The 18,775-nt window shown below is 74.9% G+C and carries 23 protein-coding genes; 11 read left to right on the forward strand and 12 right to left on the reverse strand.

The genetic code is table 11. The annotated features are described in order from the left end of the window. The first annotated feature begins 216 nt into the window (after positions 1–216). Positions 217–1,266 (forward strand): DUF2786 domain-containing protein, encoded by a 1,050-nt coding sequence (locus ACWERV_RS00855; RefSeq protein ID WP_398176516.1) that lies wholly within the window; start codon positions 217–219, stop codon positions 1,264–1,266. A gap of 23 nt (positions 1,267–1,289) precedes the next feature. On the opposite strand, the gene ACWERV_RS00860 is transcribed toward ACWERV_RS00855, so the two are convergent. Further along, positions 1,290–1,727 carry a YdeI/OmpD-associated family protein gene (locus tag ACWERV_RS00860; RefSeq protein ID WP_398176518.1) on the reverse strand — a complete coding sequence of 146 codons (438 nt, stop codon included), beginning with the start codon at positions 1,725–1,727 and terminating at the stop codon, positions 1,290–1,292. 127 nt (positions 1,728–1,854) lie between these two features. Further along, entirely contained in the window at positions 1,855–2,247 is a 393-nt protein-coding gene (locus ACWERV_RS00865) for a VOC family protein (RefSeq protein ID WP_398176520.1), read from the reverse strand. A gap of 116 nt (positions 2,248–2,363) precedes the next feature. Here ACWERV_RS00865 and ACWERV_RS00870 point away from each other — a divergent pair, with 116 nt between their 5' ends. Next, a complete protein-coding gene (locus ACWERV_RS00870; protein WP_452927011.1) occupies positions 2,364–3,236 on the forward strand; it encodes a sigma-70 family RNA polymerase sigma factor in 873 nt (290 codons plus the stop codon). Then, positions 3,233–3,646 carry a VOC family protein gene (locus tag ACWERV_RS00875; RefSeq protein ID WP_452927014.1) on the forward strand — a complete coding sequence of 138 codons (414 nt, stop codon included), beginning with the start codon at positions 3,233–3,235 and terminating at the stop codon, positions 3,644–3,646. The genes ACWERV_RS00870 and ACWERV_RS00875 overlap by 4 nt, the downstream gene beginning before the upstream one ends. A gap of 113 nt (positions 3,647–3,759) precedes the next feature. Here ACWERV_RS00875 and ACWERV_RS00880 read toward each other — a convergent pair whose 3' ends face one another. Further along, entirely contained in the window at positions 3,760–4,215 is a 456-nt protein-coding gene (locus ACWERV_RS00880) for a pyridoxamine 5'-phosphate oxidase family protein (protein ID WP_452927017.1), read from the reverse strand. Positions 4,216–4,534: 319 nt separating this feature from the next. Between ACWERV_RS00880 and ACWERV_RS00885 the strand changes: the two genes are divergently transcribed. After that, a complete protein-coding gene (locus ACWERV_RS00885) occupies positions 4,535–5,305 on the forward strand; it encodes a GNAT family N-acetyltransferase (protein WP_452927020.1) in 771 nt (256 codons plus the stop codon). 10 nt (positions 5,306–5,315) lie between these two features. After that, the gene (locus ACWERV_RS00890) at positions 5,316–5,981 is read left to right on the forward strand and encodes a DUF4253 domain-containing protein (RefSeq protein ID WP_452927023.1); all 666 of its coding nucleotides are present in this window, start codon (positions 5,316–5,318) and stop codon (positions 5,979–5,981) included. Between the two features lie 7 nt (positions 5,982–5,988). On the opposite strand, the gene ACWERV_RS00895 is transcribed toward ACWERV_RS00890, so the two are convergent. The 3 genes from ACWERV_RS00895 to ACWERV_RS00905 form a co-directional block, all read right to left on the reverse strand. After that, positions 5,989–6,441, reverse strand: a complete 453-nt coding sequence (locus ACWERV_RS00895; protein ID WP_452927027.1) for an N-acetyltransferase family protein — start codon at positions 6,439–6,441, stop codon at positions 5,989–5,991. A 9-nt stretch (positions 6,442–6,450) separates the two neighbouring features. After that, positions 6,451–7,389: a class I SAM-dependent methyltransferase gene (locus tag ACWERV_RS00900; protein ID WP_452927030.1), complete on the reverse strand. Its 939-nt coding sequence runs from the start codon at positions 7,387–7,389 to the stop codon at positions 6,451–6,453. A 74-nt stretch (positions 7,390–7,463) separates the two neighbouring features. After that, complete coding sequence (locus tag ACWERV_RS00905; protein WP_452927033.1) at positions 7,464–7,943, reverse strand: DinB family protein; 480 nt, start codon at positions 7,941–7,943, stop codon at positions 7,464–7,466. Between the two features lie 172 nt (positions 7,944–8,115). Here ACWERV_RS00905 and ACWERV_RS00910 point away from each other — a divergent pair, with 172 nt between their 5' ends. Further along, complete coding sequence (locus ACWERV_RS00910; protein ID WP_452927036.1) at positions 8,116–8,679, forward strand: hypothetical protein; 564 nt, start codon at positions 8,116–8,118, stop codon at positions 8,677–8,679. A gap of 82 nt (positions 8,680–8,761) precedes the next feature. On the opposite strand, the gene ACWERV_RS00915 is transcribed toward ACWERV_RS00910, so the two are convergent. Further along, the gene (locus tag ACWERV_RS00915; protein ID WP_452927039.1) at positions 8,762–9,475 is read right to left on the reverse strand and encodes an N-acyl homoserine lactonase family protein; all 714 of its coding nucleotides are present in this window, start codon (positions 9,473–9,475) and stop codon (positions 8,762–8,764) included. A 208-nt stretch (positions 9,476–9,683) separates the two neighbouring features. Here ACWERV_RS00915 and ACWERV_RS00920 point away from each other — a divergent pair, with 208 nt between their 5' ends. Continuing rightward, positions 9,684–10,466, forward strand: coding sequence for a hypothetical protein (locus tag ACWERV_RS00920; RefSeq protein ID WP_452927042.1), 783 nt, complete (start codon positions 9,684–9,686; stop codon positions 10,464–10,466). Positions 10,467–10,512: 46 nt separating this feature from the next. Here ACWERV_RS00920 and ACWERV_RS00925 read toward each other — a convergent pair whose 3' ends face one another. Further along, entirely contained in the window at positions 10,513–10,935 is a 423-nt protein-coding gene (locus tag ACWERV_RS00925) for an ATP-binding protein (protein ID WP_452927045.1), read from the reverse strand. Between the two features lie 225 nt (positions 10,936–11,160). On the opposite strand from ACWERV_RS00925, the gene ACWERV_RS00930 reads away from it, so the two are divergent. Together ACWERV_RS00930 and ACWERV_RS00935 are read left to right on the forward strand one after the other, a co-directional pair. Beyond that, on the forward strand, positions 11,161–11,976 hold the full coding sequence (locus ACWERV_RS00930) for a DUF5753 domain-containing protein (protein ID WP_452927048.1): 816 nt from the start codon (positions 11,161–11,163) through the stop codon (positions 11,974–11,976). Next, positions 11,976–12,194, forward strand: a complete 219-nt coding sequence (locus ACWERV_RS00935) for a DUF397 domain-containing protein (protein ID WP_452927051.1) — start codon at positions 11,976–11,978, stop codon at positions 12,192–12,194. Before ACWERV_RS00930 ends, ACWERV_RS00935 begins: the two co-directional genes overlap by 1 nt. Before the next feature lie 18 nt (positions 12,195–12,212). Here ACWERV_RS00935 and ACWERV_RS00940 read toward each other — a convergent pair whose 3' ends face one another. After that, positions 12,213–12,800, reverse strand: coding sequence for a hypothetical protein (locus tag ACWERV_RS00940; protein WP_452927054.1), 588 nt, complete (start codon positions 12,798–12,800; stop codon positions 12,213–12,215). A 215-nt stretch (positions 12,801–13,015) separates the two neighbouring features. Here ACWERV_RS00940 and ACWERV_RS00945 point away from each other — a divergent pair, with 215 nt between their 5' ends. Continuing rightward, positions 13,016–14,218 carry an enoyl-[acyl-carrier-protein] reductase FabV gene (locus ACWERV_RS00945; protein ID WP_452927056.1) on the forward strand — a complete coding sequence of 401 codons (1,203 nt, stop codon included), beginning with the start codon at positions 13,016–13,018 and terminating at the stop codon, positions 14,216–14,218. A gap of 5 nt (positions 14,219–14,223) precedes the next feature. On the opposite strand, the gene ACWERV_RS00950 is transcribed toward ACWERV_RS00945, so the two are convergent. After that, positions 14,224–14,841 (reverse strand): TOPRIM nucleotidyl transferase/hydrolase domain-containing protein, encoded by a 618-nt coding sequence (locus tag ACWERV_RS00950; protein WP_398176560.1) that lies wholly within the window; start codon positions 14,839–14,841, stop codon positions 14,224–14,226. Between the two features lie 367 nt (positions 14,842–15,208). Continuing rightward, positions 15,209–15,598 (reverse strand): winged helix-turn-helix transcriptional regulator, encoded by a 390-nt coding sequence (locus ACWERV_RS00955; protein ID WP_398176562.1) that lies wholly within the window; start codon positions 15,596–15,598, stop codon positions 15,209–15,211. Between the two features lie 101 nt (positions 15,599–15,699). Here ACWERV_RS00955 and ACWERV_RS00960 point away from each other — a divergent pair, with 101 nt between their 5' ends. Then, a complete protein-coding gene (locus ACWERV_RS00960) occupies positions 15,700–16,542 on the forward strand; it encodes an alpha/beta fold hydrolase (protein ID WP_452927060.1) in 843 nt (280 codons plus the stop codon). A 98-nt stretch (positions 16,543–16,640) separates the two neighbouring features. On the opposite strand, the gene ACWERV_RS00965 is transcribed toward ACWERV_RS00960, so the two are convergent. Next, positions 16,641–17,939, reverse strand: coding sequence for an APC family permease (locus ACWERV_RS00965; protein ID WP_452927065.1), 1,299 nt, complete (start codon positions 17,937–17,939; stop codon positions 16,641–16,643). Between the last annotated feature and the right edge of the window lie 836 nt (positions 17,940–18,775).

The following is an 18,775-nucleotide window of genomic DNA, read 5'->3' on the forward strand; positions in this document are numbered from 1 at the left end:
CGGGTGATTCTGAGGTGTCGGGATCGTGAATTCATCGTTTCGTCGCTGTCGCGCACGGTGCAAGAGAGGGTGGTGGGGCTGGCGGATAGTCGGCCGTTCTTGGCCGGGGCGGGATGGTTGACGAAAGGGTGAGCAATCCGTTATCACGTATATGCGGAACGTGACGATCCGGTGGGGTGTGCGCGGCACCGACCGGCAGCCGGGGACAATGGCCAGGTGGAGGACGTATTCGCGGCGGCGTACGCGCGGGCGCTCGGGGGCGGCGAGGACGAGGTGGACGCGGCCGCGTCCGTGCTGGCGGCCGAGGGCGACTGGGACGCCGCCGCCGGGCGCCGCGCCGCCGACGTCGTGGGCGGCTGCGCCCGGCGCGGGTGGGAGCCGCAGGATCTGCTGCGGATGGTCGCGCGCGAGCTGGGCGCCCGGCACGAACGGCTGGCGGCGGCGCTGAACGCCGGCTCGGACGCCGCCCCCGGCGTCATGACCGGCTTCGCCCGGGACGAGAGGCTCGACCGGTTCTCCGCCGCCACCGTGTGCGTCGAGGTCCTCCGGCTGTACGGGCGGCTGCCGCGGCTGCCCGCGCTGCGGCCGCCGGGCGCCGAGGCGCCCCCGGGGACGGGGAAGATGCTCGCCCGCATCCGGGCGCTGCTCGCGAAGGCGGAGTCGACCGGCTTCCCGGAGGAGGCCGAGGCGCTGTCGGCGAAGGCGCAGCACCTCATGGCCCGGCACAGCATCGACGCGGCGCTGCTCGGCGCGGCGGCCGGGGAGGGCCCGGGGGCGCGCCGGATCGGGGTGGACCGGCCGTACGAGGGGGCGAAGGCGCTGCTGCTGGACGCCGTCGCGGAGGCGAACCGCTGCCAGTCGGTGTGGTCGTCGGACTACGGCTTCGCGACGGTCGTCGGCCACAGCGCCGACCTCGACGCCGCCGAGATCCTCTACACCTCGCTGCTCGTCCAGGCCGACCGCGCCCTGCACGCGGGCCGGGTGTCCCGCTCCCGCGACTTCCGCGAGTCCTTCCTCATCGCGTACGCCTCCCGCGTCCGCGCCCGTCTGACGGAGGCGACCGCCGCGGAGGAGTCCGCCTCCGCGGCGTCCGCCCCCGGTCTGCTCCCGGCGCTGGCGTCCCGCGCCCTCGCGGTGGAGGACACCACCCGCCGCCTCTTCCCGTCCACCACCACCTCCCGGCTGCGCGCCCGCGACGCGGCGGGCTGGTCGGAGGGCGAGTCGGCGGCCGACCGCGCGAACCTCCGCGCAGGCGGCGGACGCTGACCCGTCCCCGGAGGGGCTGGGCGTCAGCCGTCCCGCAGCGCGGCCAGCACCTGGGCGACGCGCCGCTCCCGCGTCTCCGGTTTCTTCGCGCCCTCCACCGCCAGCACGTGGCGTCGGCGGGCGCTGGGGGAGAGGCGGTCGTACGCGGCGCGTGCCGCCGGGTCCGCGTCCAGGGCGCGGGCGAGGTCGGGGGGCTCGGTCACCGGCGGCGGGTCGGCGGCCAGGGCCACGGACACCTCGACCTCGTCGCCGGTGGCCGCGCCCGCGGCCTCACGGTTGGCCCGGCTGAAGCCGAGCAGGTTGCGGCCGCGCATGACCGCGACCCGGGTCGTCCAGGTGTGGCCGCCCACGGTGACGGCGACCCGCGGCCGTCTGCCCGCGCCGAGCGCGGTCACGACGTCCTCGGGAACCTCCAGCCCCCGCATGGGCTCCGGTGGTTCCACGAGCGCCCGGAAGCGCATGGCCTCTCCCTTCCCTTCCCCCCGCCGAACACGCTGAGCCGCCCCCTCGCGGCCCAGCGTGCCGCCCGCGCCCGGGGCGCGGCCGCGCGTCGGCGGGCGGGTCCGCGCCCCGGCGGCGGAAATACGCTCAGGAGGCGTACGTCGTGACCTTCCACAGGTAGCCGTCCGGGTCGCTGAAGTACCCGAAGTAGCCGCCCCACTGCGCCTCCGCGGGCTCCCGCACCACCGCGCCGCCCGCGTCGGCCGCGGCCCGGACCAGGTCGTCCACCGCCGCCCTGGTGTCGGGGTTGACGTGGAAGGACGCGCCGCGGAAGCCGGACCCCTCGGCGGGCACCCCCGCGTCCGCCGCCGCGGCCTCCCACGCGTAGAGGGCCAGCTGCGGGCCGCCCTCGCCGAGGTGGAGGGAGACGAAGTGGCGGGTGTCCTTGTCGACGGAGCAGCCGAGGCCCTCGGCGTAGAACTTCTTCGCACGGTCCAGATCCTGGACGCCCAGCATGATGGCGTTCACCTGCAATGACACGGTTCTCTCCTGGTGATGGTCGCGGTGGTGGGCGCGGGCTCGGGCCCGCCCCGTCACGTCGGCGCCGCCGCGCCGGTCAAACGGATATGACAGGCGCGGTCGGAAGGATGTGACAGATGGCGGAGCAGAGCTGGCTGGACGAGCGGTTCGCCGAGCACCAGGCACGGTTGCGGGCGATGGCCTACCGGATGCTCGGCTCGGCGGGCGAGGCCGAGGACGCGGTGCAGGAGGCGTGGCTGCGGGTGAGCCGGGCCGACACCGACGCGGTGGAGAACCCGGGCGGCTGGCTGACCACGATCGTCGCCCGGGTGTGCCTGAACATGCTCGAAGCCCGCCGCGCCCGGCCCGAGGACGCGGTGGGGGCGCTGCCGCCCGAGCCCGCGCAGCCGCCGCCCGGGAGGGGCGGCGGGGCGGGGCCGGAGGACGAGGCGCTGCTCGCCGACTCCGTCGGTGCCGCGCTGATGGTGGTGCTGGACACGCTGAGCCCGGTCGAACGGCTGGCGTTCGTCCTGCACGACGTCTTCGCCGTGCCCTTCGACGAGATCGGCGCCGTCATCGACCGCTCCCCGGCGGCGGCCCGCCAGCTCGCCAGCCGGGCGCGGCGCCGGGTGCGCGGGGCCGCGGCGGACGGCCCCGCGCGGCCCGCCCGCCAGGAGGTCGTCGCGGCTTTCCTGGCCGCCGCCCGCGGAGGGGACTTCGACGCGCTGCTCGACGTCCTCGACCCGGACGTGGTGGTGGGCGAACTGCGCGGCGCGGACGCGGTCGCGGCCTTCTTCACCGGCCGCGCGGAGGCCGCCCGCCCGGCCCTGGTCGACGGTGTCGCGGCCGCCGTCTGGTCCCACCGCGGCCGCCCGCGGGCCGTCTTCGACTTCACCATCGACGACAGCGGCGCCATCACCCGCATCGCCATCGACACCGACGAGCACCGCCTCGCCACGGCGGAGGTCGTCTTCACCCCGGCCCCCCGCCCGGGAGGCGGGGGCGCGTGAACCTCCGGGTCGCGGGGACCGACCTCGCCGTGCGCGACGTGTGCGAGGCGCTGGCGTTCTACCACGGGGTGCTCGGCTTCGACGTGCGTGCGAACGCCGGGCCCGGCGGGGCGGTGAGCGTCGCGCCGCCGTCCCAGCCGGACGTGCGGATACGGCTCGTCCCGCCCGCCGCGGAGCCCGGGACCGCCGGACCGGACCGGCGGGCGCTGGACGAGCTGACGGCGAAGGGCCTGCTGGCCCGGATCGCCTTCCGGACCGGCGACTGCGACGCTCTCTTCGAGCACCTGGCCGCCGCGGGCGCCGACGTGATGCGCGAGCCCGCCGACCGGCACGCGGGCCTGCGCGACTGCGCTTTCCTCGACCCGTCGGGCAACATGCTCCGCTTCGTCCAGGACGCCCGGGACAGCTAGACCTGGTGGACCGCCACACCCCCGCCGGCCTCCCGCTCCATGTCCACCGAGCCCCGGCGACGCCACGCAATCCCCCCGGCCCGTCCTCCTGACTCCCGCGCGCCGGGGACGGGCTATGCCCGGCGGTGCGTCGCCACGCCGCGGCCCGGCCGCCACACGCTGATGACCAGTTCCTCGCCCACCACCCGGGTGAGGACGGCCTCGTGGAGGTCGAGCCGGAAGGCGTGGAAGCCGCCGGGGGGTTCGGAGCCGGTCGTGTACGCGGCCCGGTCCGCACCGGTGACCTCCACCGCGACACCGGCGACCTTCGCGTCCCCGTCCCCGTCCCCGTACGGGTGGGCGTGTATCGCGCACCTCCCGTCGCGCAGCAGATCGCGGGCCTTGACCGCGCCCAGCATCGAGCCGAACGACAGGTCGGGCCCGCGGAAGTCGATCTCCGTGCCGCTCACCCGCGGTGACCCGTCCCGCCGCAGGGTGGCCAGGACATGGGTCTGCCCCGCACCGAACCGGGCGCGGACGGCTGCCGCCAGCTCGCCCGCCTCCTCCTCGAACCGCTCCCAGGTCGTCATGCCCGCAGTCTGGCAGGGGGCACTGACAACGCCGTTTTTCCGTTGACGGCCGCGGGCCCCCGTGCGAGGGTGAGCGGCGCACGTCCCCCGACCTCACTCACGGCAAGGACCGAACGCCCATGGACCCGGCGAGCCGCACCGGCCGCCGCGCGCGCTGAGCAGTTCCGGCGCAGCACCCCGCGACGGCGGCAGCACACCCCCACGCGTCCCGCGTACCCCCGGACCACCGTGTCCGGGCGGCGTACGGCGACGCGTCCTTGCCCTGCCTTCCCGTGCGCGCGCACGTCCGCGCGCAGAATCCGTGAGGTCACCCGTCACCATGGACGACACCCTTGTCCAGCAGTTCGCCGTCACCCACCTGCGCCGCAGGCCCGCCGCCACCGAAGTCGGCGGTTTCGTCGCGGGGTTCGACCCGGGCACCGACAGCCCCGCCGTCAACTACGCCACCCCGCTGCCCGGCGCGGAGCCGTCCGCGCACGACGTCGCCGCACTGGTCGCCGCCTTCCGGGAGCGCGGGCTGCTGCCCCGGCTGGAGTTCGCGCCGGAGGCGGCGCCCGCCGTGGCGCCCGCCCTGCGCGCGGCGGGCTTCCGCACGGAGGCGGTGCACGACTACCTCGTGTGCACGCCGGCCACGCTGACGGCGCCGGCCGCGTCCGTACGCGTCGAAACCCCCTGCGCCGAGGCGGACTTCGCCGCGCTCGACGCGGCCCTCGGGGAGGCGTTCGGCGGCCCGCCCGTGTCCTCCGCCGAAGGGGTGGAGCGGCTGCGCCGCATCCAGGAGTCGGGCGGCGCGGTGCGCTTCGTGCGGCTGCCCGACGGTACGGGCTGCGCGGGCGGCGGCTCCTGCTCGGCGCCCGCCGTGGGCACCGCCGAACTCGCGGGCCTGGGCACCCGCCCCGCCCACCGGGGCCGCGGCATCGCCGCCGCGGTCACCGCCGACCTGACCTCGGCGCTGTTCGCGTCCGGCGCGTCCTCGGTGTGGCTGGAGTCCTCCGGCCCGGACGCCGCACGCGTCTACGCCCGTATCGGTTTCCGCCGCACGGGCACCCGCCTGTACCTGTCCCTGCCGGATGTCAGTGGGGTCGGATAGCTTCCTGCGTGTGAGCGAGACGACAGCGGAGCAGGTGCTGGCCCGGCAGTGGGCGGCCTACGCGGCGCAGTCCGCCGCGTCGGCGGAGGGGGACGGGACGGACCCGGAGGTACGGGCCCGGCTCGTCGCGCTGTACGGCGAACCGGACTCCTACGAGGAGATCGTGGCCCCCTTCGCCGACGGCTGGCCGGGCCTGGCACCGGCCCGCGCGCGGCCGTGGGACGCCGATCCGGACGAGCTGGCGGCGCATGTCCTCGCCGACGTGCGGGAGGCGCAGAAGCGCCGTACGAAGGAGTACGAGCGCGACCTGAAGCACGGGATCGTCGGGGCGCGTCCGGCCTTCGCGCTGGACCGCCCCCACCGCGCGGCCGAGGCCGCCGCGCTGCTGGACCGCCCCGACGTGGCCGGTCTCTTCCCGTACGACGGGCCGGAGTTGACCGCCGTCCTGGCCTCCTGGGAGGAGCGCTTCGGCACCCGCCTGGTGGGCCTGGACCACGAGACGGTGATCCTCTCCGTCGCCGCCCCGCCCCGCACCACGGAGGAGGCGGAGCGCGTCGCGGCCGAGCACTTCGCCTTCTCCTCCGACACGATCGTCCAGGAGGAGGACGAGATCCTCACCGAGTACGCGGCCAACCAGCTGGTCGCCGACCCGGTGTGGCGCTTCTGGTGGGACTGAGCGGCCGCTACGGGCGTGCGGGGAGGGGGAGTTCGCGCCGGAAGACGACGCGGTCCACGCCCGGCCCGTCGTAGTCGGCGACGGTCTCCGTGGTGAAGCCGAGGCTGCGGTGGAAGGCGATCGAGCCGGTGTTGCCCGGCGAGGTGATCGCCTTCAGCCGCACTGCGCCGCGGGCCTGCGCGGCGCGCGCGAAGGCGGTCCACAGGGTGCGGCCGAGGCCCGTGCCGCGGGTGTCGTCGCGGGTGGCGATGAGGTGGACGTAGCCGGTGGCGTCCGGGGTGACGAAGCCGACGAGGTAGCCGCGGATGCCGTCCGCTGCGCGGGCGGTGAGGCAGGTGTCGCCGAACTCCTGCACCAGGGCGGTGAGATGGAGGGCGCGCAGGTCGCGTTCGCCCCAGTAGCGGTGGTGGTCGGCGAGCACCTGCCGCAGGTCCGCGACCGTCGCGGGAACGATCTCCATGCGCTTCCCCTATCCGTTCGGGCTGTTCGTATCGCTCGGGCCGCTCGGGCCGCTCGGGCCGTTCGCGCCGTCGAGCCGGAGGTGCCACACCACCGCGACCGGCGAGCCGTCCAGCGCCGCGGCCGCCGCCTCCGGGCAGCGGTGCAGCAGACCCCACGAGACGTGGCCGGGAAGCTCCTGCGGGGCCGGGCCGAGGGACGGCCGCGGCCGCCGCGGCTCCTCGCAGGCCAGCACGCGGAAGCCGAGCGGGAGCGCGGCCGCGAGGTAGGCGCTGAGCGGCCGGTGGTGCTCGGTGAGCAGGGACGCGCCGCCGTCCGGCCCGGGACGGCGGAGCGGTGTCGGCCGCAGGTAGGCCGACAGCTGGTGGGCGTCGGAGATCACCAGATGCCCGCCGGGCCGCAGCACCCGCGCGAACTCGGCTAGCACGGGGGCGAGTTCGGCCACGTGCGTGAGGGCGAGCGCGCATACCACCGTGTCCGCGCAGGCGTCCGGCACGGGCAGCGCGCGCAGCTCGCCCTCCCGGAAGTCCCCCTCGGGCACCCGCGTGCGGGCGTGCGCGAGCATCTCCGGCGAGGCGTCCACGCCGATCACGTCGTGCCCCAGCTCCCGCAGGTACGCGGTGTGCCGCCCGGTGCCGCAGGCCGCGTCGAGCGCGGTGCCGACCGGCAGCCCGTCCAGGATCCGCCGGACGACGGGCTGTTCGACGTCGATCATCTGGTTGCCGGGGCAGTCGTAGTGCGCGGCCCACTCCCGGTAGACCTCGCCCACCCCGATCCCGCCCTCGGCCGCCTCGACGCCGCCGCCCAGCGCCGGGTCGTCCAGCAGCGCCCGCACCTCCGCGACGCGCGCCTCGACGAACGCCCGGTCGGCGCTCCCCTCCCGCAGCCCGCGCAGCAGCGCGGCGCCCTCGACGCCCAGCAGATACCCCAGGGGGCTCACATAGGTCATCCCGGTGACGGTACGGACCCGCGCCGGTGACCTCCACCGGTTTGCCGCCCGCCCCGCCCCTCCCCGCCCGGACCTCAGCCCGCGAGCACCTGCTCGCGCAGGATGTCGGCGTGCCCGCAGTGCTGCGCCAGCTCCCGCAGCACTTGCAGGTACACCCAGCGCAGCGTGCGCGGTCCGATCCGGTGCCCGGTCACGACGGTGTCCAGCGGCATGCCCGCGACCAGCGCGCGGGCCGTCGCGCAGGCCTCGCGGTGGGCGGCCGTGACGGACGCGACCGTGTCGCCGTCGCCGAGCCGGAAGGACTCGTCAGGCCCCAGCACCACCCCCATCTCCCCGCGTGGCCGCCCGCCCACGCACTCCTCGAACCACACCCGCTGCATCCACGTCACGTGCTTGACCAGCCCGAGCAGCGTCGTCGCCGACGGCACGAGACGGCGCCGCGCCTGCTCCTCCGTCAGCCCGTCGAGAGCCGCCTCGACGGCGCTCCGGTAGTCCTCGACGAAGGCGTCGAGCTGCGTCCGCTCGTCCTCCAGCGGCACGTCGAACGCGCCCATGACCCTGTCTCCTCCCCGGCCGCGACCCCGCGGCGCCGCCGCCGATCCTAGGACGCGAGGCCGGTGTCCGAGGCAGCCTCTAGGCTCGTGGCGCATTCGGGGAACACGAGGGGGGCGGTCGGCGATGGGTGCTGCGGGCGGCGGGGAGGGCGCGGGAGCGGGGGTTTCCCTGGTGACCGTGCGGGAAGCGGCGGAGGCGTTCGTCGCGCGCGAGGTGGCGGCGATGCGGGGCGCGGGGTGCCAGGTGTGGGTGAGCCGCTGCCCGGAGCAGGACGTGCACCGGGACGGGCGCTCCACCTTCGCGTACTGGATCGCGGTGGACGACGGCCAGGGCGCGATGTTCGAGCCCCTCCACCGGGGGTCGCCGGAGGACCTGCTGCCCGCCGGATACGACGACTTCGGCCTGTACGTCGGCGGGGGCAAGGCCGACACCTACCCCTCGGACCACCCGGGCAGCCACGCGAACCACCGGCCGCTGGCCGTGACCGCGGAGGACGGGACACCGCTGCGGTTCGCCGGCCGGATCGACTCCCCGCGGACCGCCGAGGCGTGGCTCTCCCGGCCCGACGCCTACGTGCGGTGCGACTACTGCATGTTCCACCCGCCGACCGCCTTCCGCGTCGGCGACCCGGAGCGGGAGTGCGACTGCGGAGCCCTCGCACGAGGCGAGGACGGCCGCCTGACGTGGGACGAGGAGTACCGGTACACGTTTCCCACGGTGTTCCTCCGCGCCTGATCCGCGCGAGCGGTGGGCCTCGTCCGGTCCGGCGCCGGGAGGCGGCCGCTCGCCCCGGGCCCGGGGCGAGCGGGCGGGCCCCTCAGCGCACCGCCACGTGCGACGGCTCCCACACCGAGCAGTCGTGCGCGAAGAGCACCCGGCGCGGGTCGAAGTCCGCGAGGCGGTCCAGCCAGGGGGCGTAGCCGGGCAGCGGTGGCGGCACACCGTCGCGGGCGGCCTCGCGGGCCAGCTGGTCGGAGGCGAAGTCCGAGGCGAAGTCGTGGGCCTGGCCCGCGAGGACGACCGTGCCGTCGTCCTGCCGGAGGGCCAGCGACTGGTGGCCCGCGGTGTGCCCGGGTGTCGGCACGACCCACACCCCGGGGCGGATCTCCGCCTCGCCCTCCAGCTCCTCGTACGTCACGCCGGGGAAGTCCACCAGCGCGTCCACGGTGTGGCCGCCGCGCCGGGCGGTCGCCAGCTCGACGTCCTGCACCAGGATCGGCCGCCCGGCCAGCAGCGGGTTGCCGCCGCAGTGGTCGAAGTGCAGATGGCAGTTGACGACCAGCGAGATGTCGTCGAGGCCGACCCCGGCCGCCGCGAGCGCCTCCGGCAGCGCCCGCCGCCGAGGCCGGTAGTGCGCCTCGGTCTCCGGGCCCGCGTCCCCGATGCCGGTGTCGAAGAGGATGAGCCCCTCCTCGTGCCGCACGAGGTACCCGAGCACGGGCTCGACGCGCGGCCGCGCCCCGCCCACCTCCTCGGCGGGCCGCACGAAGTACCCCAGGTCGAGCCGCCGCACCGCCATGTGCTTCCCCATCCGGCCATCCTGGCACGGCCCCCGCCGCCCGGACGGGCGTCCTTCTGCCACGCTGCTCGCGCAGGGACCGAGCGCCGGATCCGCTCGCGCGGGCGGCGCGGCGTCTGCCAGGGTGGCCCGCATGGCGGACGGAGCAGGCGGATCAGGCGGAGCAGGCCGGTCGGAGAACCCCCGGCCGGACCGTGGGCGGCGCGGGCGCAGGCGGGACGTGGTCGCCGCCGTCGTCACCTGCGCGGCCGTGGCCGCCGCGCTCGTGCACATGGTCAGGCCCGGCATCAGCATCGACGGCATCACCGTCGTGCTCCTCGCCGTGGCCGTCGTCCCGTGGCTGGGCGACCTGTTCGACAGCATCGAGCTGCCCGGCGGCACCAAGCTCCAGTACCGGCAGCTCGCCGAACGCGTGGAGGCCGCCGAGGAACGCTCCGCCCAGGCCGGCCGCACGGCGGACGACGCGTCACGCACCGCGCGCATCGCCTTCGTCACGAGGTCCGGCGAGGACACCGGCACGCCGAGCGCCTACGCGGACACCTCCGCCTGGCCCGCCGCCGGAAGCGTCGAGCGCCTGGCGGACGCGTACACGCGCGAGCGCGCCACCCCGCGCGGCCCCGACCGCACCGACCGCATGGAGCAGATCTTCGCCGACCTCGTCACCGCGACCCGGCAGCGCGAGGACTTCGACGTCCGCGCCGCCCTCACGTCCCCCGACCCCGGCACCCGGCTGGCCGGTTACGCCCGCCTCTACGCCCGCCCCGACGGGACCTACCTGGACGACCTCGTCCCGGCGGTGCTCGGCGACGAGGAGATCGCCTTCAGCATGTACTGGGGCCTCCACGCGATCATCGCCGTCGTCGACACGGTGGGGGTCGGCAGGCTGCGGGTGGAGCACGTCACCGGCCTGGAGGCCCGCGTCGGCCGACTCCCCGCCGACAGCGACCGCAACGACGTCCTGTGGCGGCTGCTCGCCAAGATCCGGGCGCAGCCGCCGCGCTGACGCCCACGCGCGGGTGTGCGCACTGCGCACGCCTGGGCGTACGCCGTCACGTGCCGGGACGCACGCACTCCGCCCACACGACCTTGCCGGGACCGACACGGTCCGTGACCCCCCACCGGTGCCCGGTGACCCGGTCCACGACCGTCATCCCCCGCCCGTTCTCCGCCTCCGGCGCCGCCTCCCGCACCACCGGCACACCCTCGGCCCGCCCCCGCGCGTCATGCACCTCGATCCGCACCCCACCCGGTACGCGCAGCACGCTGACCCCCGTTTTCCGCCCGGCCACCGCCGCGTGCCGCAGCACGTTCGTCATCAACTCGGTGAGGACGAGCCCGGCCTCCGGGACCAGATCCTCCATGTCCCACCGGGTGAGCTGCCGGTCGAGCGAGTGCCGCGCCTGATGCACGCCGCGGGGTGTGGCGGGCCACAGGATCTGCGCGGGGGTGAAGGGGTTCGATGCCGTAGCCATCGGTGGGGGCCGCCTCTGCGTGATGGGAATCTGACGATCTGTAGGCAGAGTGGCGTGAAGTGACCTAGTGTCGGTAGGGCTGGTGCATTGCCCCTTTGAACCGGCACAAAGCTGCTTTGTCCCGCGCGCCCGTCACCCTTAGCGCGCAGGTGGGAACCCCGAGGTCGGGACGCCGGTGGGCATTTGCCTGGGCGTGAGGCAAAGAGAGTGGGTGCGAATATACGCATGCGGGAGAAGAATACTGACGGGCTGTCGGCTCGTGTGGTCTACCGCCGGGAGCTTCGCCGACTCCGAGAGCGACGGGGGTGGACCCTGGCGTTGCTCTCCGAGAAGACGCGGTACGACACGTCCTACCTCCAGCGGCTCGAAAAGGGCGCCCGGCTGGGCACAGCCGAAGCTGCTGCCCTGCTGGACAAGGCGTACGAGACGGGCGACTTGCTGGTCGATCTCTTTCGCCTGGCCAAGCGGGAGGCGGAGACCAACCGCTTCGCGGGCTTCAGCGACGTGGAGGCCGAGGCAACCAGCATCCATGAGTTCAGCGTGAGCACGGTGCCCGGCCTGCTGCAAACACCCGCGTACGCGGAAACACTGCTGCGGCTCAACGGGCCGATGAGCGAGGACGTACTCGCCGATCAGGTGCAGGCACGGATAGCGCGACAGGATCGCCTCACCGGTCCCAAGCCGCTCCAGTACCGAGCCCTGCTGGACGAGTCGGCGATCCGTCGCCCCACCGCAGACCGGCGAGTGTGGGCCGGACAGTTGGAGCGACTGATCGAGGCGGCCCAGCAGCCGAACATCGCGATCCAGATCGTGCCGCTCGGAGTCGGGCCACACCTCTTGGTCTTCAACTCCGTGCAGTTGCTGTGGATGCCCAGCGGGCGGCTGGTGGCCTACTTCGAGAGCATCTGGAGCGGCCAGTTGGTGCAGGAAAGTGAGGAGGTGGAGCGGCTCCGCTTGGCCTACGATCTGCTCAGGGACTCTGCGCTCACCACTACCGATTCCCTCGCACTGCTGCGAACCGTGCTGGAGGACTACAAGTGATGTCCGGCTCCACACCAGATCTGACCGCCGCCACGTGGCGCAAGTCGTCGTTCAGCGGAAACTCGAACCCCGACAGTTGCGTCGAGGTCGCGGACGGCTTCACCGGCGTGGTTCCGGTGCGGGACTCCAAGGATCCCCAGGGTCCCGCCCTGGTCTTCCCGGTCGGAGCCTGGGCCGCGTTCGTCGCGGATGTGAAGGCGGGGCGTTTTCCGGTCTGACCGGCGGGGCCGACCGGCTCAGTCGCGGGGTGTCCAGACGGGCGCGTCCGCGTCGTAGAAGAGGGCCCGCAGGAAGTCGTCGGCGCCGGACGCGGCGAGGCGCATCAGCGTGACCATGCCCGGCGGGTACTCGCGCCACTGCGCCTTGTCCCACACCACCACCGGCCACTCCTCCGGGGCGGTGCCGGGGCGGCGCAGCCAGAAGAGCTGCTCGCCGCTGATGCCGCCGCCCCAGGGCAGCAGGCCGCCCGGCTCGGGGTGGAAGGGGTAGGGGAAGGCGTCGGGGTATTCGAGCCGCAGGCCGCGCAGCGCGTCGCACAGCGTCGTCGCGTCCGCGAGGTACGCGCGCAGGGCGGCGGTGCCGTCCGAGCCGTCCCGCAGCGGGCCCGGTGTGCCCACTGCGAGCCGCCCGTACAGCTCGCCGGGGCCGAAGGCGTCGACGAAGGCCCGGTAGTCGGCGGGCAGTGTGACGTCCACCGCCGCCGAGGCCGGGCCCCAGGGCAGCGCCTCGCCGGCCAGCGGCCGTACCCCGGCCACCCGCGCGAAGTCCTCGATGTCGTCCCGCATCGCCCGCACCACCCTTCGGTGCCCGCCCCGCGCGGACACGATCGGCCATCGTAGCGACGCCGCATGTGCGGGTACCGCGCCCGACACGGTCGCGGCAAGGACGGGCGCCGACAAGGACACCACCTCGCTTCCGTGCCGCGGGCGCACCGGCCGGGCGGACGGACCCGGATACGATCTCGGAAAACGGACAAACGGACACACGGACACCGGGGGCACCGGCCCCCACCCGCCCGCGATCTCCGGAGGACACCGCCATGGGCCCGCAGCAGATCACGCCGAAGCAGCGCGGTTATCTGATCGTCAACTCGCATCCCGCCGGGTGCGCCGCGAGCGTGCGGCAGGTGTGGGAGTCGATCCCGCCCGCACCGCACGAGGGGCGCGCGCCCGTCGTGCTGGTGCTCGGGTCGAGCGCCGGGTACGGGATGGCCGTGCTGCTCGCGGGCCTGCGGCGGCACGGGGTGCGCGGCATCGGCGTCGCGTTCGAGAACGGCGGCACCGAGCGGCGTACCGCCACAGCCGGGTGGTACCGCACCGCCGAGATGGCGGAACTGGCCAGCGCGTCCGGCGGCGACCTGACGTTCCTCAACGCCGACGCGTACGCCGACGGCACCCGCGCGGAGGTCCTCAAGCTGCTCACCGAGCGGTACGGGCCCGTCGACCACCTGGTCTACTCGCTCGCCTCACCGCGCCGCACCGACCCGGCGACCGGCGAGGTCCACCACTCGGTCATCAAGCCGATCGGCGCCGACTACACCTCGCCCTCGCTGCTCTTCGAGGACGGCGTCCCGCAGGTCGGCAGCGTCCACCTGACGGCGGCGACGGACGCCGAACGGGCCGCGACCGTCAAGGTGATGGGCGGCGAGGACTGGGAACTGTGGGTGCGGGCGCTCGCCGACGAGAACCTGCTCGGCGAGGGCTTCACCACCGTCGCCCTGTCCTACGTCGGCTCCGAGATCACCGCGCCCGTCTACCGGCAGGGCACGATCGGCGCCGCGAAGGAGGATCTGGAGCGGACCGCGCGGCGGCTCCAGGCGGAGGTCCTCGCCGGGCGCGGGCGGGCCTTCACCGTCGTCGCGGGCGCCGCCGTCACCCAGGCCTCGACCGCGATCCCCTCGATCGCCCTCTACACCTCGCTGCTGCGCGACACCCTCGGCGCGGACGGCTGGCGCACCACCGCCGACCAGGCCGTCGATCTGTGGGCCCAGCTCACGGACGAGGCCGCGCTCACCCTCGACGACCAGGACCGTATCCGCCTCGACGGCTGGGAGCTGGACCCCGCGGTGCAGGCTCGCGTCCGCGAGCTGTGGTCCGACCCTGGGGCCGCGCTCGCCGCGGAGCCGGCGGGACCGGCGTGGTTCTACGCCCAGTTCCGCGCCCTGTACGGCTGGGACGTCCCCGGCATCGACTACGCCGCCCCCGTCGAGACCTCCGTGCCCTGGCCGCCGCGCCAGCCGTAGCGCTTCTACAGCGCCGTGAACAGGGCCTCCAGCGGGGCCGGGACACCGTCCTCGGGCAGCGCCTCGACGAGCGCGCGGCCGTAACGGATCTTGCGGCCCTTCTTCGTGCCGAGGAAACGGCGCAACTGCGCCTCGGGCGGACGGGCGCGCTGCGCGGGCTGGCCGCGGAAGGTCTGAAGGGCGCGGAAGTCGCCTTCGGCGCGGACGACTTCGGCGACCCGGTCCGGGCCGAGCGCGCGGATCAGCTCGTCCTCCAGATCGGCGGTGCACACGAAGAAGCCCGGTGCGGGGATGCCCGCGCGCTGCCAGCCACGGGCGTAGTAGCCGGACTCGCGCGCGTCGCACAGCCCCGCCAGGCGCAGGCCCAGACCGGGCGGGCCGAGCCGCAGGGTGAAGCGGGCGATGCTCATGGCGCCGCCGATCGGCAGCACGCACACTCCCTCGGCGGCCAGGTCCCGCCCGCGGCGCTCCGCGAGGGCGTCGACGGCCGCCACGTCGCTGGGTCCTTCGAGCAGGACCGCTGCGCGCACGGGCAGCTCCGCTGCCAACTCCTCCGCGGGGGTGCTGGGGCCGCCCGCGGCCCACGCGGTGGCGGCCGCGCGGAAGCCGTTCATGTCCGCCATGCGATGATTCTGCGCTGCGCCGGCCCTTGGCGGTACGGGTATTTCGGGGGGCGCTTCGTTCTGCGTGGTGCGGTGCGCTGGGCGACCTTCCCCCGGTGGGGGGTTGCTCGCGCCGTTCTCCCCCAGAGCTTCGCCTGGGAGGTACCCCCACGCGCCCCTGGGGGGTACCCGGCGGGGCATCGCGCTTTCCCTCCTGGGGGTGGGTCGGGGGCCGCCACGGGGCACCTCCTCGGAATGCGCGTTCGGCCTCTTGCCGTGTTGGTGAGCCACCGACAGCGCATTCCTGCGGGGGCACCCCGCACCGTCCCCCTCCCAGGTCTCGTCGGCGGCTGCCTGCCGGTGGGGGTTCAGGGGCGCTAGCGGCAGCTCAGGGCGAGGGGGTGTCGGCGGTGTGGTTGTTGTGGGCGATCTGCGGCATGTGGGTCTCGGCCCAGACGCGCAGTGCGGAGAGGGGGACTTCGAGGGAGAGGCCGAGGTCGGTGAGGCGGTAGTGGACGGCCGGGGGGACGGTGGGTTCGACTCGGCGGGCGACCAGGCCGTCGCGGACGAGGCTCTGGAGGGTGACGGACAGCATCTTCTGGGAGATGCCGGGGATGCGGCGGCGCAGTTCGGCGAAGCGCAGCTCGTCCGGGGTCTGCTCGGCCAGCACTTTGACGGTCATCGAGGTCCACTTGGTGCCGATGCGGTCGAGCAACTGGCGGGTGGGGCAGGCCGGGTTGAGCAGGTCGCCCCGTTCGCCGGGGGTGGGTGTGGTCACTCGGGGCTCACCACCTGAGGGGAAAGTGCCGTCTTGGAGGAAGGGGGGCGGTTCCTTAGCGTGACGTGGTCACCATTCCTCACCTTAACTGGAGCCTCCTCATGCCCGAGTTGCGGCGCGTGCGCGTCAACGGTGTCGAACTGAACGTCGCCCTGGCCGGGTCGGGCCCGGCCGTCCTGCTGCTGCACGGGTTCCCGCACACCTGGGAGGTGTGGACGGACGTCATGGCGGACCTGTCCGGCCGCTGCCACGTCATCGCGCCGGACCTGCGCGGGTTCGGCGCGAGCGGCGCGGCCGCCGCCGGGTACGACGCGGGGACGCTGGCCGAGGACGCCGCGGGGCTTCTCACCGCGCTCGGTGTGTCCGCGGCGGCGGTGGTGGGCATCGACGCGGGCGTCGGGCCGGCGTTCCTCCTGGCGCTGCGCAGGCCCGGACGGGTGCGGCGGCTGGTCGTCATGGAGTCCGTGTTGGGCGGGCTGCCCGGCGCGGAGGAGTTCCTCGCGGGCGGGCCGCCGTGGTGGTTCGGCTTCCACGCCGCCGAGCCCGGCCTCGCCGAGACCGTGTTGGAGGGCCACGAGGCGGACTACGTCGACTGGTTCCTGACCGCGGGCACGCTCGGCGACGGGGTGCGCCCCGCGCTCCGGGACGCCTTCGTCCGCGCGTACACCGGCCGCGAGGCGCTGCGCCGCGCGTTCTCGTACTACCGGGCGCTGCCCGAGAGCGCGGAGCAGATCGCGCGGGCGGTCGCCGCCGCCCGCCTGACCGTGCCGACGATGGCGGTGGGCGCCCGGCCCGTCGGGGCGGTGCTGGAACGCCAACTCCGCCCGATCGCCGACGAGCTGACCGGCCACGTCATCGAGGACTGCGGCCACATCGTCCCGCTGCACCGGCCGGACGCCCTGCTCGCGCTGCTGCGTCCGTTCCTTGTCGGTGGGCGGGTGTAACGGAACAGGGGGGCCGGCGCGTCGAACAGGTGACAGGTCCCGCGTACGGCGGGTGCGGGGGCGGTGCCGGAGGGGGGCACCGCGCCCGGCCCCGCGGGTCACGCCCGGCGCGCGCGTACGCCGTAGAGGGCCGCGCCCACCGCCGTGACGACGAGACCCGCGACGACGGACGGCACCGGCATGCTGAACGCGAGGGCGGCGCAGCCCGCGAGCCCCACGACGGGCACGGCGAGCGGCGGCCGGCGCTCGTCCGGGGACAGCCGCAGCGCGCTCGCGTTGGCCACGGCGTAGTACAGCAGCACACCGAAGGACGAGAAGCCGATGACGCCCCGCAAGTCCGTCGTCGCGGCGAGGAGCGTGGCGAGGGCGCCCACGGCGATCTCCGCGCGCAGCGGCGCGTTCGTACGGCTCAACCGCGCGAGCGCGGGCGGGAGATGGCGGTCGCGAGCCATGGCCAGCGTCGTCCGGGACACCCCCAGCAGCAGTGCGAGCAGCGAGCCGAGCGCGGCGACGGCCGCACCCGCGCGGACCACCGGTACGAGGCCGGGCGCGCCCGCCGCCCGTACCGCGTCGGCGAGCGGCGCCGCGGACCGCCCGAGCGCCTGCGGCCCCAGAACGGCGAGCAGCGTCACCGCGACAGCCGCGTACACGACGAGCGTGACCCCCAGCGCGAGCGGGATCGCCCGCGGGATCGTACGCGCCGGGTCGCGGACCTCCTCGCCGAGCGTCGCGATGCGGGCGTAGCCCGCGAAGGCGAAGAACAGCAGCCCCGCCGCCTGGAGCAGCCCGTGCGGTGTGGCCGTGGCGCCCCCCGCGTCCCAGGCGAGCCGCCCCGCGTCGGTGTGCCCGCCGCTCAGCCCCGCGACGACACACGCGGCGAGCACGCCGAGCGTGACCGCCACGATCAGCCGGGTCAGCCAGGCCGCCTTGCGGACGCCCAGGCAGTTGACGGCCGTGAGCGCCACGACCGCCCCCACGCCGGTGGCCCGCGCCTGCCCCGGCCACACGTAATGCCCGACCGTCAGCGCCATCGCCGCGCACGAGGCCGTCTTCCCGGCCACGAAGCTCCACCCCGCGAGGTAGCCCCAGAACGGCCCCAGCCGCTCCCGCCCGTACACATACGTCCCACCCGACTCCGGATGCCGCGCCGCGAGCCGCGCGGACGAGGTGGCGTTGCAGTACGCCACGACCGCGGCGACCGCGAGCGCCCCCGACAGCCCGCTCCCCGCCGCGGCGGCAGCGGGCCCGAACGCGCTGAAGACACCGGCGCCGAGCATGGCCCCGAGCCCCACCACGACCGCGTCCCCCACCCCCAGCCGCCGCCCCAGCCCCCCTTCCCCGCCGTTCCCGCTGCTCCCGGCGTTCCCGCCGGTACGACCTGCTCTTTCGCGTCTCACCGGCGGATGTTCCCACCCGGGGGTGAACGCGAGATTGCGCCTTGCGGCGCGCGGTGGGGTTCGCCCCGGGCTGCCTCCTGCGGTGGACCCGCGACCGTCCGCCGGTGGGGGGTTGAGCGCGCAGTTCCCCGCGCCCCTAGCTGGTTGCCACTTGCGGTGGCAGCTCGCCTTCCCCCCGGTGGGGGCTGAGCGCGCAGTTCCCCGCGCCCCTGAAAGACGGGGACTCTCCCCCGCAGGTGCGCCCCAGAGACGCTCACCCCCACCGGCTGGCAGCCGCTAGTCCGGCCTGGAGGGGGACGGTGCGGGGTGCCCCCGCAGGAATGCGCTGTCGGTGGTTCACCGACCAGGTAGGGGGGTGAAGGCGCATTCCGAGGAGGTGCCCCGTGGCGGCACCCGACCCAGCGGCGGCGGCGCCGCGTCAGGGGCGCGGGGAACTGCGCGACCAGCCCCCACCGCAGGGAAGGTCGTGCGGCGAACCGCAACCACCCACCCCGGAGCGGAGAACCGCAGAGCCCACCGTGGGAGACGGTAAATCGGAAAAGCAGAAAAGCAGCGCGCCGGTAAAACGGAGGAATTTCGGGACCGCCTTGACTTTTTCCGATACGCCTTCCTAGGCTGAACGCGTATGAGCCGTTGTGCCGACCCGGCACACAGCGATACGGGGGAAAGAACGTGAGCGCGGCAACGTATGCCGATTTCAGCACCCGCCCGACGCCTCGTCGTGCCCTCGTGCTGAGCAGAAGAATCCGCAGCGCCCTGCGCCGCCCGCCAAGGGCAACCGCAGGCGCGGGGGCCACCGGCCCACACCCACCGCGCACGCCGGGCGCGTAACCCGG

This window comes from Streptomyces sp. NPDC004031 (assembly GCF_053604375.1).

Coding starts and splice junctions, on each gene's coding strand:
- ACWERV_RS00935 (WP_452927051.1), top strand. CDS start 11,976: ATGTCCGGCTCCACACCAGATCTGACCGCCGCCACGTGGCGCAAGTCG.
- ACWERV_RS00925 (WP_452927045.1), bottom strand. CDS start 10,935: ATGGCTACGGCATCGAACCCCTTCACCCCCGCGCAGATCCTGTGGCCC.
- ACWERV_RS00895 (WP_452927027.1), bottom strand. CDS start 6,441: ATGGAGATCGTTCCCGCGACGGTCGCGGACCTGCGGCAGGTGCTCGCC.
- ACWERV_RS00900 (WP_452927030.1), bottom strand. CDS start 7,389: ATGACCTATGTGAGCCCCCTGGGGTATCTGCTGGGCGTCGAGGGCGCC.
- ACWERV_RS00945 (WP_452927056.1), top strand. CDS start 13,016: ATGGGCCCGCAGCAGATCACGCCGAAGCAGCGCGGTTATCTGATCGTC.
- ACWERV_RS00870 (WP_452927011.1), top strand. CDS start 2,364: ATGGCGGAGCAGAGCTGGCTGGACGAGCGGTTCGCCGAGCACCAGGCA.
- ACWERV_RS00960 (WP_452927060.1), top strand. CDS start 15,700: ATGCCCGAGTTGCGGCGCGTGCGCGTCAACGGTGTCGAACTGAACGTC.
- ACWERV_RS00930 (WP_452927048.1), top strand. CDS start 11,161: ATGCGGGAGAAGAATACTGACGGGCTGTCGGCTCGTGTGGTCTACCGC.
- ACWERV_RS00860 (WP_398176518.1), bottom strand. CDS start 1,727: ATGCGCTTCCGGGCGCTCGTGGAACCACCGGAGCCCATGCGGGGGCTG.
- ACWERV_RS00950 (WP_398176560.1), bottom strand. CDS start 14,841: ATGGCGGACATGAACGGCTTCCGCGCGGCCGCCACCGCGTGGGCCGCG.
- ACWERV_RS00885 (WP_452927020.1), top strand. CDS start 4,535: ATGGACGACACCCTTGTCCAGCAGTTCGCCGTCACCCACCTGCGCCGC.
- ACWERV_RS00880 (WP_452927017.1), bottom strand. CDS start 4,215: ATGACGACCTGGGAGCGGTTCGAGGAGGAGGCGGGCGAGCTGGCGGCA.
- ACWERV_RS00915 (WP_452927039.1), bottom strand. CDS start 9,475: ATGGGGAAGCACATGGCGGTGCGGCGGCTCGACCTGGGGTACTTCGTG.
- ACWERV_RS00905 (WP_452927033.1), bottom strand. CDS start 7,943: ATGGGCGCGTTCGACGTGCCGCTGGAGGACGAGCGGACGCAGCTCGAC.